Raw genomic sequence first — 11,979 nt, forward strand, 5'->3', positions numbered from 1 at the left:
CCGAAGCGCGGCGCGACCTGAGTCATCTCGATGTCCTCCCCGTCGAGGCGAATCGCAACGAGGCCCGCGCCGGTTTCCAGCGTCAGGGTTTCGCCGGGCACCCGACCGCGGGCGCGCAGGGCGGCGACGGTCGCAAGGGTGGGATGCCCGGCAAAGGGAATTTCGCGGCTGGCCAGGAAATAGCGCACACGGACATCCGCGGTTTCCGACGGGCCGGTGAAGGTGCACTCGACCAGAGAGGTTTCGCGCACGAAGGCCATGCAGACCTCGTCGGGCAGACCCGCGCCGCCATGAACCACGGCGCAGCCGTTGCCGCCGAATGGCCGGTCGCTGAAGGCATCCACCCAGTCGAAGTCGTGCCAGCTCATGCGCTGCTCCCGTTCCGAAATGTCGCTGTCGGCGGGAATGCAGCCCGGCCCAAACCGCATGTTTCGCCGCATCGGCGACGAATGTCACGCCTTTTCGACCTGGAAATGCGGCGTCAGTGCACCGTCACCGGCGTCAGGTCGTGCTGGCGGGCCAGCACGAACGCCAGCTTGCGGTCGGCCACCAGCGCCAGTTGCTGGCCCTGGGCGTCATGCACGGCGTACAGGTGATCCCGGTCGCCGGCGTGAATCCGGACCTCTTCGGGCAGGTCGGCGACGTCAACGGCCTTGACATAGACGATCCGGCCGCCGTCGTCCTTGAAATCGAATGGTGTGTGCATCGCTTACCCCTTCCTTATGTTGATCGTCTGCACCACGGTTTCGGGAACCGCGCGGCTCAGGTCGATGTGCAGCAGGCCGTTCTCCATGACGGCCTCGCCGACCTCGACCCCGTCGGCCAGCACGAACATGCGCTGGAACTGGCGCGCGGCGATTCCACGGTGCAGGAACACGCGCCCCTCGCTGTCGTCGCGTTGACGGCCGCGGATCACCAGTTGGCGATCCTCGATGGTGATCGACAGATCTTCTTCGGCGAAACCCGCCACCGCCAGCGTGATGCGGTAGGAATGATCCGAGGTCTGTTCGATGTTGTAGGGCGGGTAGCCTTCGTTGCCGGCCTTGGCCGAGCGTTCCAGAAGGCGTTCCAACTGCTCAAACCCCAGCAGGTGCGGATATGAGCCCAGAGTAAGTTTCGACACGTTCTTTCGTCCTTTTTTGCCAAAGCGACGGATGGCACGGCCCCGTTCCGGCAACCGCACTGACTGAAATATGGGGTGAAACGGCGAAATCCACAAGGTCTAGGCGGATTCACCCGGACGCACTATTCTGTGTCCCAGGCAGCCAAAGAAGAACTGAGTCGCAAGATGAACGCGCCCTCCGACATTTCGATGAAAACAGATGAAGTTCTCAGGGTCGAACTGGAGGTGTTCCGCCGCCAGCATCGCGATCTCGACGAGGCGATCGAGGCGCTGGAGGCCAAGGGAACCTCGGACCAGTTGACCATCAAGCGCCTGAAAAAGCAGAAGCTGCGCCTGAAGGACATCATCGCGATGATCGAGGATCGCCTGACCCCCGACATCATCGCCTGAGCCTACCTTTCTTCCGGCGGAATGCCGCGGATGCGCGCCACATGGGCCGCGATGTCGTCGTCGGTGAACGTCGTGTGCCGCCGCCGGTCGCTGGCCGGATGATGCGCGAGTCCCAGCCCCAGTTCCGGCCGCCAGGACCGTTTGGGCCGGATCGGACGCGGCGCGAACCCGCCGCCACAGGTAGGACAGACATCGTGCAGCCGGTTTTCCACGCAGTCGGCGCAATAGGTGCATTCATAGCTGCAGATTCGCGCCTCCTTCGACCCGGGCGGCAGGTCGCGGTCGCAGAGTTCGCAATTGGGGCGCAGTTCCAGCATGGCGGTCTCCTTTCCCGAACTTGTAGCCGGGATCGGATGTCTTGGAAAAGGCTGGCGTTTCGTCATCGTGCTGCATTGCCAGCCGGGCCGATTTGGCTATAGTGCGCGCTCTTTCCATAGCTGGGGACAGGGCGCATGGACGAGGTCAAGGTCGGGATCATCATGGGCAGCCAGTCGGACTGGCCCACCATGAAGGAAGCCGCCGACATTCTGGACGAACTGGGCGTGCCCTACGAGGCCCGGATCGTGTCGGCGCACCGGACCCCGGATCGCCTGTGGGACTATGGCCGGACGGCCGTCGACCGCGGGCTTCAGGTGATCATCGCCGGCGCGGGCGGGGCGGCGCATCTGCCGGGCATGATGGCCTCGAAGACACGGGTGCCGGTCATCGGCGTGCCGGTGCAGACCAAGGCGCTGTCGGGCGTCGATTCGCTCTATTCCATCGTGCAGATGCCCAGGGGCTATCCGGTGGCGACCATGGCCATCGGCGCCGCGGGCGGCGCCAATGCGGGGCTGATGGCCGCCGCCATTCTGGCGCTGCAGGATGCGGCCCTGGCCACGCGGCTGGACCACTGGCGCGCGGCGCTGTCGGCATCGATCCGCGAGGAACCGCAGGGATGAGCCGGATCGGGTTCATCGGCACCGGTCACATCGCCGCCCCGATGGTGCGGTTTCTGGCGGCGAAGGGGCATGAGATCGCCGTGACCCGGCGCAACGCCGAGGTGTCCGCCGAACTGGCCGACGAGCTTGGCGTGACGGTGGACGAGGCGCAGCCGGTCATCGACCGGTCGGACATCGTGTTTTTCTGCCTGCGCCCGCAACAGGCGGGCGAGGTTCTGGCCCCGCTGCGCTTTCGCCCGGATCAGCAGATCGTCTCGGTGATGGCGGCGGTGCCGGCTGCGGACCTGGCCGAACTCTGCGCACCGGCGACGGATTTCGTGCAGACCATCCCGCTGGGGTTCCTGCAATCCGGCGGCTGCCCCCTGCCCGCCTTCGGCAATGGCGACCTGCTGGCCCGGCTGTTCGAACCGGAGAATCCGGTGGTGCGGGTTGCGGACGAAGCTGCGCTCAACGCGCATTTCGCGGTCTGCGCCATGGTGCCGGGAATGCTGGACCTGATGGCCACCGGGGCGGCCTGGCTGAGAGACCGGACCGGCGACGCCAAGGCGTCGGAATACTACACGGCGCACCTGATCTCGGGGTTTCTGGCGGCCATGGACAAGGGCGGTGCCGGGCGGCTGGCGGCCGAGCGCGACGCCCTGGCGACCGAAGGGACGCTGAGCCTGCAGATGACCCGAATGCTGCGGCAGGGCGGCGCGCATGACGCCCTGCGCGCGGCGCTCGACGCGATCGGACAACGGTTGGAGAACTGACAATGGCTGAGATGCTGGCCCCCGGCGCGACCATCGGAATCCTGGGCGGCGGCCAACTGGGCCGGATGCTCTCCATGGCCGCCGCGCGCCTGGGTTTCACGACCCATATCTACGAACCCGGCGCCAACCCTCCCGCCGGCCAGGTCGCCCACCGGGTGACGACCGCACCCTATGACGACAGCGCGGCGCTGACGGAATTCGCCGGGGCGGTGGATGTCATCACCTACGAATTCGAAAACATCCCGACCGAGGCGCTCGACCTGCTGGAAGCGCACCGCCCGATCCGCCCGGGGCGCGAGGCGCTGCGCGTCAGCCAGGACCGGCTGACGGAAAAGACGTTCCTGCGCGATCTCGGGCTGGGCACGGCGCCCTTCGCGGATGTCACCGATCTGGCAAGCCTCGAGGCGGCGGTCGGGCGGATCGGCACGCCCTCGATCCTCAAGACCCGGCGGTTCGGCTATGACGGCAAGGGGCAGGCAAGGCTGCGCGCGCCCGGCGACGCCGAATCCGCGCTGGCGGACATGGCCGGAGCGCCCGCGATTCTCGAAGGATTCGTCGATTTCAGCCACGAAGTCTCGGTCATCGCCGCCCGCGGCCTCGACGGCCAGGTCGCCTGTTTCGATCCCGGCGAAAACGTGCATCGCGACGGCATATTGCGCACGACCACCGTGCCGGCGCGCCTGTCGCCGCCGCAACGCACCGACGCCGTGCTTCTGGCCGCGAATATCCTCAACGCGCTCGACTATGTCGGCGTCCTGGGCGTCGAGCTGTTCGTCACGCAACAGGGGCTGCTGGTCAACGAAATCGCACCGCGCGTGCACAATTCGGGTCACTGGACACAGAACGGCTGCGCGGTGGACCAGTTCGAACAGCACATCCGCGCCATCGCGGGCTGGCCGCTCGGCGACGGCCGGCGCCACTCGGACGTGATCATGGAGAACCTCATCGGTGCCGAAGTCGAGCGCGTGGCCGGGCTCGCCCGCGAAAGCGACGTGTCGATCCACCTCTACGGCAAGGCCGACACCAAGCCCGGCCGCAAGATGGGCCACATCAACCGCATACTCCGCACCCGATGACCTCGCCGATCGGTTGACCAAATCGTGCGCCTCCGGCGCGCTCGTTTTCTTTTTTGTTGAGGGACGCTGTCCCTCAAACTCCCTGGGGTATTTTCAACCAGAAAGAAGCATGAAACAGACCGCTGCTTCTTTCTGGTCACAAATACCCCGGGGTGAATTGCCCGCAGGGCAAGAGGGGCAGCGCCCCTGGCGTGGCTCGCGGCCAGGCGCCACGCTATTTTTCCGTGAGTTTCAATTCGATCCGACGGTTTCGCGCCCGCGCTTCCGGTGTGTCCGCGTCGTCCACGGGCTGGAACTCTCCGAACCCATTGGCAGCCAGCCGGTTCGGCGGAATGCCCAGGGCATCGACCATGTAGCGGACGACCGACAGCGCCCGGCCCTGGCTGAGTTCCCAGTTGTCCCGGTAGCGCCCTGCGCCGCCAAGGGGGATGTTGTCGGTGTGCCCGTCCACCCGGATCACCCAGTTGAGTTCGGGCGGGATGTCCGCCGCGACGCTGCGCAGGATGCCGGCGACCTTGGCCACTTCCTGCTGGCCTTCGGCGGACAGAACCGCCGAGCCCGGCGGGAACAGCACTTCCGAGGAAAACACGAACCGGTCGCCCTCGATCCGCACGCCTTCCTGCTGGCCGAGCACGTCACGCAGGCGGCCAAAGAACTCCGAACGGTATTTCTCCAGGTCTTCGGCCTGAGCCTGCAGCCCCTGCGCCCGCGCTTCCAGCGCCCTGGCCTCGGCCTCGAGCCGCTTGCGCTCGGCCTCTTCCAGCAACCGGCGCTTGCGCTCTTCCGAGGCTGCCCGCGCCAGCGCCGCGTTCAGATCCCGGCCCAGGGCCTGCAGCTGGACTTCGGCGGCGGCATTGCGATCCTCGTAGTCGTCCAGCAGGGCCTGCAGCGATCCCAACTGGGTGCGGAGCGCGGCGACCTGCTGATTGAGCAGCGCGGTCTGGCGCTGCGCCTCTTCCGACACCGCCTTTTCCACCGCCAGCGTTTCGCGCGCCTTGGCCAGCAGCGCCGCCCGTTCCTCGGCCAGCGATCGTTGGGTCGCGGCATCGTCCTCGGCATCGCGCCGGGCGCTCAGCGCCGCGTTCAGGCGGGCCTGCATCTCCTCGACCGTCAGGGCATCGCCGAACTGGCGCTCCAACTCGGCTTTGGCCGCTTCGGCCGCGGCCAGCAGGGTCAGGGTGTCCTCGGCCTCCTGTCGCTGCCGTTCCAGCGCCAGGGTCATGGCGGTCAGCTCGGCATCGGCGTTCTGCAAGCGTTCCCGCAGGGCTTCGGCCGCGGCCGCCTCGGCCAGGCGCGCGGTTTCCTCGTCGCTCAGCTGCCGTTCCAGCGCCTCGATCCGCGCGGCATTGGCCTCGCCCGACCGCTCCAGATCGGCGATCAGCGCCTCCAGCGCCTCACGCTGCGCCGCCGCCAGGCGGGCGGCTTCGGTCTGGGCGTCGATTTCCTCTCGGCTGCGGGCCAGGGCGAGGTTCAGCGCCTCCTGTTCGGACAGGAGCTGGTCCTGCGCCGCCCGCAACTCCGCGCGTTCCGTCTCCAGCGCGCGGATCTCGCCCAGCGCGCGGTCCTGGTCGGCCAGCAGCGCCGCCACCTGCGCCTCGAAACCGGTGATGCGGGTCTGCGCCTCGGTCAACGCCTCGGCCTGACGGTCCCGCTCGACACTCAGCGAGCTCACCAGCGCCTGCGCCTGCGCCAGATCATCCTCGGTCTCCGCCAGCGTCGCGCTCAGGGCGCCCAGCCGGGCCTGCAACCGGCTGTTCTGCCGTTCTTCCAGCCCCAGCGCCTCGGCCAGAGCCGCAACCTCGTTCGACAGCGCGCTGAGTTCGTCCTCCTGGCCCGAAATGGTTTCGCGCAGCACGTATTGCACCACCATGAAGATGGTCAGCACGAAAGTCAGCACCATCAGCAGCCCGGTCATGGCATCCACGAAGCCGGGCCAGACCGAGCCCTGAAAGCGTTGACCGGTGCGGCGGGACAGGGCCATCGGTCACTCCCCGTCCGTGGGTCCGTGCGCCCGCACCGCCCCGCGCGGCAGCGACAGCGCCTTGACCAGCAGTTCGATATCCTTGCGCAGTTCGATCATGCTTTCCTGGCGGCCGGCCGAGATCTCTTCGAGGATCCGCAGCAGCTGCACGTCCATCGACCGCAGGCGCATCCGGCTTTCGGCATCCAGCCCCTCGCCCGCGCCGTGTTCGCGCATGTGATCGAGCAGCGCCTCCTGCCCCAGCGCAACCCGGTCCAGCGCCGCCGTCACGCCTTCGGTATCGGCCTGCCGCTGGTTCATCTCGCTGATCGCGTCCACCAGATGCCCCAGCTTGGCCGAGACTTCGAAATGCCACTTCTCGTTCACCGCGAACATGTCCTGCAGGGTGTCCATCTGCTGCGACATCGCATCCAGGATCGGGGCCAGAACCGCCAGTTCCGCGCCGCCCTCGTCGCCCGAGGCGAACCCGACGCGGGTGATCGACGACAGCCATTCCTCGAGCTCGCGATAGAACCGGTTCTGCCCGTGTCCGGCGAACAGCTCCAGCAGGCCGACGATCAGCGACCCGGCCAGCCCCAACAGGGACGAGCCAAAGGCCACCCCCATGCCGCCAAGCTGCGACTCGAGCCCGGTCATCAGCCGGTTGAAGACGGCCAGCCCCTCTTCGCCGGCCTGCGGGTTCAGGCTGCGGATCGTGTCCACCACCGCCGGGATCGTCGTCGCCAGGCCAAAGAACGTGCCCAACAGGCCCAGATAGATCAGCACATTGGTGATGTAGCGCGTGATCTCGCGCTCTTCCTCGATCCGCTGGGCCACCGAATCCAGGATCGAGCGGGTCGAGGTCGAACTGATCTGCATCTGCGCCCCGCGCGACCGCAGCAGCGACGCCAGCGGCGCCAGCAGCTGCGGCGGCCGGGTCTCGGTGCGCTCCACGCCGCCGACGAATTCCTCGATCCAGCGCACCGAGCCGATCAGCTGGAACACCTGGAAGAAACAGACCAGAACGCCGATGACGAAGACCAGCAGGATGAACCCGTTGAGATAGGGGTTGGCCTGGAACACCGGCATGACGCGCGGCATCGCGACGAATACGCCAAAGCCCGAAAGCCCGATCACGATCAGCATCATGAGGATCTGCCGGATCGGTTGCGAGAACTGCGGTCTCGCCTCGCGGTGTGCCTGCGCCATGCGCCTTTTTCCCGGTTTCTTCTGCTCTGCGCCGAACCTAGCGAACTTCCGCCCGCGACGCCAAGGAATTATGCCGTCAGGCGGCGCACACGCTCGGACAGCCACGCCAGATCCGGGTCGTGCAATCCGATCTCGGCCAGGTGCTCGGCGGTGTTGAACAGATACTCGGTATTCGGCCCACGCCCGCCCACCGCCCGGGCGATGATCTGCGCCTGATCTTCCAGCGACATGCCGCCGCAATACTGAACGTGATGCGGGTCGATCACGTAGGTCACGGCATTGACGAGGGTGCCGTCGTCCAGGTGCACGTCCAGCATCCGCTCCAGATAGGCCGAGGAAATCAGCTCGCGTTCGCGCAGATCGGCCAGCGTGCGCTCTTCGTGGCCGGCTTCCACCGCCAGCGCCAGCCCCTTGCACTGCGCCCCCTCGGCGGCGTCCAGCGCCAGCACCAGGCCGGGGTTGTCCTCGGTGCCGCGATGATGGATCGAACTCATGCAGAACGACCGGGCATAACCGTGCAGCGTGGCGCGCGCGCGCCGGGCCACCGGAAAGCCCGGGTTCCACAGCAGCGATCCGTATCCGAACACCCACATCGTCATTGCACTGGCCCTCGCCCGTTTGCGCCTATAAACATCAAAACCGAGGCAGGAAAAAGGGCCATTTCATGAACCGTCTGGTTCGCGTCGTCATCCTCGTCGTGCTGGCCTGGTCGGCCTACTGGTACGTTGCCGCATACGGGTTGCGCTCGGCACTTGCAGGCTGGTTCGACCAGCGTGCGCAGCTGGGCTGGCAGGCCGATTACGCAGACATCGCCACCACCGGATACCCGACCCGCCACGTCACGCGGCTGAGCCATCCGGCGCTGGCCGATCCCGGAACCGGGACCGCCTGGCGGGCCGACTGGATCGACCTGTCCAGCCCCGCGATCTGGCCCGGTCGGCAATCGCTGCGCTTTGCCGACACGCCGCAACGCCTGTCCTATCTGGATCAGACCGCGATCGTCGTGGCGCAGGACATGCAGGCGGACCTGCATCTGCAGCCCGGCGTGGCGCTGGTGCTGGAACGGCTGGCCCTGACCGCCGGTCCGTGGTCGGTTTCGGAAGACGGCAAGGCGCTGGCCGGGGCCGGCGACCTGACGCTGGTCATGGTCCAGACCGAAACGCCCGAAACCTACGCGATCCTCGCCGCCGCCAACGGGTTTGCCCCCGGCGAGGGCCTGCGCAACCTGATGCGGTCGTCCCCCGCCCTGCCCCACGCCTTCGAGACGCTGGAACTCGACATGACGGTGCGGTTCGACAAACGCTGGGACCGCACCGCGCTGGAAGAGCGCCGGCCGCAGCCGGTGTTCATCGACCTGGCGCTGGCCGAGATGAAATGGGGCGAGCTGCGCCTGTTCGCCACCGGCGAGCTGGAGGTGGACGCGCAGGGCCTTCCCACGGGCGAGATCGCGCTCAAGGCCGAGAACTGGCGCGAGATGGTGGCCATGGCCCATGCCGCCGGCGCGCTGCCGGATCAGGCCGTGGAACCGGCCAACCGCGTGCTGAACCTGCTGGCCGGGCTGGGGGGCAACCCCAATGCGCTGGATGTCTTGCTGAACTTCCGGGACGGGTTCGTGGCCCTCGGCCCGATCCCGCTGGGGCCGGCGCCGCGGTTCTTGCTGCACTGACGGGTTACTTGCAGTACGGCCCGCTGCGATATCGGGCCGTGTCCATGTGGAAATGATCCCGGTGATAGCCGTCCGATCCGGGGCCGAGCACCGTGCCGAAGGGGCCGCATGCGCCCTTGCGCACCTTTTGCAGCAGCTTGCGGGTGGCGCCGCCGCGTCTCCAGCCATCCAGCACGGTGATCACCTCGCCATCCATCATCTTGAAGGCCGAGATGTCGATGGCCCGGCCCTTGCCGTGCTCGGAGATCCGCGCGCCCTTGCGGTTGTTGCGCGTCCGGCAGATGTAATGCGCGGCCACCTTCATCTCGACCACCGGGCCGCGGCGGCGGAAGGTGGGTTTCACGCTGCGCTCGACCCAGTGGTTCAGCGCCTCGGCAGTGCCGCAATCCATGACCGCGGCCTGACTCAGCACCACGCCGGAAACCGAGGTGATCTGCACCGCATCCTTGACGCCGCATCCGCTCACCCGGCCGGGAACGTTGCCGATCTTCTTGCCCTGAATGTCGATATTGCCGCAGACCGACCCCTTGCGCAGCTTGCGCCGTTTGAACAGCACCTCCTGCTCCAGCGACTTGGGGCGCAGATAGGGATGGAGCGACACATCCGGCCCCAGCGCCGGCACATCGGCGGGACGGGCCGCAACGGCCAACACCTGTTGCGACGACGGGCGGGCCACGGGCCGCAGCTTCACGATTTTGGCGACCACGGCGGCGGTATCCTCGGCCACCGCGCTGGCCGCGGCGACCAGCGCCGCCTCGGGCGCGGTGCGAGCCTTTGGAACCAGCGAGGTTTCGGGCGGATTTGCGGTCGAAGCGGTCGCGACGAAGGCCAGTGCAAGACCCACCGAAACTCCGCCCAATCGCTTCATGGCTTGGCCTTCCCTCGTCCGAAATCCGGGGCGTCGGTATCCTGCCCCGCGTCGATGATCCCCCGCCGAATCGCCCGCGTGCGGGTGAAATAGTCGAAAAGATGCGCCCCGTCACCTGTTCTGATCGCCCGCTGCAGGGCAAACAGCTCTTCGGTGAAGCGCCCGAGGATCTCCAGAGTGGCGTCCTTGTTGGTCAGAAACACGTCGCGCCACATGGTCGGGTCCGACGCCGCGATGCGGGTGAAGTCGCGAAATCCCGCCGCCGAATACTTGATCACTTCGGAATCGGTGACACGCCGCAGGTCGTCGGCCACACCCACCATCGTGTAGGCGATCAGGTGCGGCGCGTGCGAGGTCACCGCCAGGACGAGATCGTGGTGATCGGCGTCCATCTCATCGACATAGGATCCCATCCCCTCCCACAGCGACCGCAGCCGCGCCACTGCCTGCGGGTCGGACTCCTCGACCGGTACGATCAGGCACCAGCGATTGTCGAAGAGTTCCGCGAACCCCGAGTCCGGTCCCGAATGTTCGGTTCCCGCCAGCGGGTGTGCTGGTACAAAATGGACACCTGGGGGGATGTGGGGCTGTACAGACTGGACAACATGGCGTTTGACCGAGCCGACATCCGAAACCGTCGCGCCCGGCTTGAGCGCCGGCGCGATCTCTTCCGCCACCGACCCCATCGCGCCCACCGGCACGCACAGCACCACCAGATCGGCGCCCTCGACCGCCTCGGCGGCGCTGTCGCATACCCTGTCGCACAGCCCGATCCGCCGCGCGGTCTCGCGAGTGGCCTCGGACCGGGCATAGCCCGTCACCTCACCGGCCAGCCCCCCGCGTTTCATCGCCCAGTACATGGACGACGCGATCAGGCCCAGACCGATCAGCGCCACGCGGTCGTAGATCCGGGTCATGCGACGCCTCCCTTGAACGCGGTTACGGCGGCGGCGACGCGGCGACAGGCGTGTTCGTCGCCGATGGTGATGCGCAGGGCGTTGGGCAGGTTGTACCCCGCAACCCGCCTGACGATCAGACCCTGGCTTTGCAGATGGGCGTCACAGGCTTCGGCCTCGTCGCGGCTGCCGAACCGGGCGAGGATGAAGTTGGCGCAGGAGGTGTCCGACGGCACCCCGATTTCGGCCAGAGCCTCGGCCAGCCAGGCCCGCCACCGGGCGTTCTCGGCCCGGCAGAACGCAACATAGTCCACGTCGCGCACCGCCGCTTCCGCCGCCGCCAGTGCGGTGCCCGACAGGTTGAACGGCCCGCGAATGCGGTTCAGTACGTCAATGACCTCCTGCGGGCCGTAGCCCCACCCGACGCGCAATCCGCCCAGACCGTAGAGCTTGGAGAACGTGCGCGTCATCACCACGTTGTCGCGCGCATCGACGATGCTTGCGCCGCCGTCGAACCCGTCCACGTATTCCGCATAGGCCCCGTCCAGAACCAGCAGCGCCTGCGGCGGCAAGCCGTCGGCAAGACGGTTGACTTCGGCCTCCGAAATCATCGTGCCCGTGGGATTGTTGGGATTGGCGATGAAGACCAGCCGGGTGCGCTCGGTGCAGCCGGCAAGGATCGCATCGACATCCGTCACCCGCTCGCGCTCGGCCACTTCGACCGGAGTGGCCCCGGCTGCAAGCGCGCTGATGCGGTACATCGCAAAGCCATGCTCGGTATGCACGACCTCCTCGCCCGGTCCCGCGTAAGCCTGGCACAGGAAGGCGATGATCTCGTCACTGCCGACGCCGCAGATGATCCGCGCGGGGTCCAGCCCGTGCATCTCGCCGATCGCCGCCCGCAGGCTCATGTGGTCGGTGCTGGGATAGCGGTGCAGCTGCGTCGCGCTTTCACGCACGGCTTGCATGGCCCTGGGGCTGGGTCCGAACGGGTTTTCGTTCGAGCTGAGCTTGATGACATTCGTCACGCCTTCGACATGGGACTTGCCGCCCTGGTACAGCGCGATGTCCATGATTCCGGGCTGCGGAGTGATCTTGTTC

Annotated in this window: 15 protein-coding genes; 5 read left to right on the forward strand and 10 right to left on the reverse strand. The window is 67.2% G+C overall.

Annotated elements, in window-relative coordinates:
- The 3 genes from AC2FNJ_RS19585 to AC2FNJ_RS19595 all read right to left on the reverse strand — a co-directional run.
- On the reverse strand, positions 1 to 368 hold a 368-nt coding region (locus AC2FNJ_RS19585), incomplete at its 3' end, for a PhzF family phenazine biosynthesis protein (RefSeq protein ID WP_496766672.1).
- Positions 369 to 481: 113 nt separating this feature from the next.
- Entirely contained in the window at positions 482 to 706 is a 225-nt protein-coding gene (locus AC2FNJ_RS19590; RefSeq protein WP_496766674.1) for a DUF1150 family protein, read from the reverse strand.
- Positions 707 to 709: 3 nt separating this feature from the next.
- Positions 710 to 1,123, reverse strand: coding sequence for an Hsp20 family protein (locus AC2FNJ_RS19595; RefSeq protein WP_496766676.1), 414 nt, complete (start codon positions 1,121 to 1,123; stop codon positions 710 to 712).
- A 165-nt stretch (positions 1,124 to 1,288) separates the two neighbouring features.
- Between AC2FNJ_RS19595 and AC2FNJ_RS19600 the strand changes: the two genes are divergently transcribed.
- Positions 1,289 to 1,513, forward strand: a complete 225-nt coding sequence (locus AC2FNJ_RS19600) for a YdcH family protein (RefSeq protein WP_496766678.1) — start codon at positions 1,289 to 1,291, stop codon at positions 1,511 to 1,513.
- 2 nt (positions 1,514 to 1,515) lie between these two features.
- Here AC2FNJ_RS19600 and AC2FNJ_RS19605 read toward each other — a convergent pair whose 3' ends face one another.
- Entirely contained in the window at positions 1,516 to 1,830 is a 315-nt protein-coding gene (locus tag AC2FNJ_RS19605) for a DUF1272 domain-containing protein (protein ID WP_496766680.1), read from the reverse strand.
- 135 nt (positions 1,831 to 1,965) lie between these two features.
- On the opposite strand from AC2FNJ_RS19605, the gene purE reads away from it, so the two are divergent.
- Genes purE through AC2FNJ_RS19620 form a run of 3 tightly spaced genes read left to right on the forward strand, consistent with a single transcriptional unit; the run spans position 1,966 to position 4,279 of the window.
- Positions 1,966 to 2,451, forward strand: a complete 486-nt coding sequence (purE, locus tag AC2FNJ_RS19610; RefSeq protein WP_496766681.1) for a 5-(carboxyamino)imidazole ribonucleotide mutase — start codon at positions 1,966 to 1,968, stop codon at positions 2,449 to 2,451.
- Positions 2,448 to 3,203, forward strand: a complete 756-nt coding sequence (locus AC2FNJ_RS19615; protein WP_496766683.1) for an NAD(P)-binding domain-containing protein — start codon at positions 2,448 to 2,450, stop codon at positions 3,201 to 3,203. The genes purE and AC2FNJ_RS19615 overlap by 4 nt, the downstream gene beginning before the upstream one ends.
- 2 nt (positions 3,204 to 3,205) lie before the next feature.
- Complete coding sequence (locus AC2FNJ_RS19620) at positions 3,206 to 4,279, forward strand: 5-(carboxyamino)imidazole ribonucleotide synthase (protein WP_496766685.1); 1,074 nt, start codon at positions 3,206 to 3,208, stop codon at positions 4,277 to 4,279.
- 214 nt (positions 4,280 to 4,493) lie between these two features.
- On the opposite strand, the gene AC2FNJ_RS19625 is transcribed toward AC2FNJ_RS19620, so the two are convergent.
- From AC2FNJ_RS19625 to AC2FNJ_RS19635, 3 genes are all read right to left on the reverse strand, one after another.
- Positions 4,494 to 6,260 (reverse strand): peptidoglycan -binding protein, encoded by a 1,767-nt coding sequence (locus AC2FNJ_RS19625; protein ID WP_496766687.1) that lies wholly within the window; start codon positions 6,258 to 6,260, stop codon positions 4,494 to 4,496.
- A gap of 3 nt (positions 6,261 to 6,263) precedes the next feature.
- Positions 6,264 to 7,448 (reverse strand): biopolymer transporter ExbB, encoded by a 1,185-nt coding sequence (locus AC2FNJ_RS19630; RefSeq protein WP_496766689.1) that lies wholly within the window; start codon positions 7,446 to 7,448, stop codon positions 6,264 to 6,266.
- A 68-nt stretch (positions 7,449 to 7,516) separates the two neighbouring features.
- On the reverse strand, positions 7,517 to 8,047 hold the full coding sequence (locus tag AC2FNJ_RS19635; RefSeq protein WP_496766691.1) for a gamma-glutamylcyclotransferase: 531 nt from the start codon (positions 8,045 to 8,047) through the stop codon (positions 7,517 to 7,519).
- Between the two features lie 65 nt (positions 8,048 to 8,112).
- Here AC2FNJ_RS19635 and AC2FNJ_RS19640 point away from each other — a divergent pair, with 65 nt between their 5' ends.
- Positions 8,113 to 9,114, forward strand: a complete 1,002-nt coding sequence (locus AC2FNJ_RS19640; RefSeq protein ID WP_496766692.1) for a DUF2125 domain-containing protein — start codon at positions 8,113 to 8,115, stop codon at positions 9,112 to 9,114.
- A 4-nt stretch (positions 9,115 to 9,118) separates the two neighbouring features.
- Here AC2FNJ_RS19640 and AC2FNJ_RS19645 read toward each other — a convergent pair whose 3' ends face one another.
- From AC2FNJ_RS19645 to hisC, 3 genes are read right to left on the reverse strand one after another with little or no spacing between them, the layout of a single operon-like run.
- The gene (locus tag AC2FNJ_RS19645; RefSeq protein ID WP_496766694.1) at positions 9,119 to 9,982 is read right to left on the reverse strand and encodes an extensin-like domain-containing protein; all 864 of its coding nucleotides are present in this window, start codon (positions 9,980 to 9,982) and stop codon (positions 9,119 to 9,121) included.
- The gene (locus tag AC2FNJ_RS19650) at positions 9,979 to 10,899 is read right to left on the reverse strand and encodes a prephenate/arogenate dehydrogenase family protein (protein ID WP_496766696.1); all 921 of its coding nucleotides are present in this window, start codon (positions 10,897 to 10,899) and stop codon (positions 9,979 to 9,981) included. Before AC2FNJ_RS19650 ends, AC2FNJ_RS19645 begins: the two co-directional genes overlap by 4 nt.
- Positions 10,896 to 11,972: a histidinol-phosphate transaminase gene (gene hisC, locus AC2FNJ_RS19655; protein WP_496766698.1), complete on the reverse strand. Its 1,077-nt coding sequence runs from the start codon at positions 11,970 to 11,972 to the stop codon at positions 10,896 to 10,898. The genes AC2FNJ_RS19650 and hisC overlap by 4 nt, the downstream gene beginning before the upstream one ends.
- Between the last annotated feature and the right edge of the window lie 7 nt (positions 11,973 to 11,979).

The sequence above is a fragment of the Ruegeria sp. BHSB196 genome (assembly GCF_059613135.1).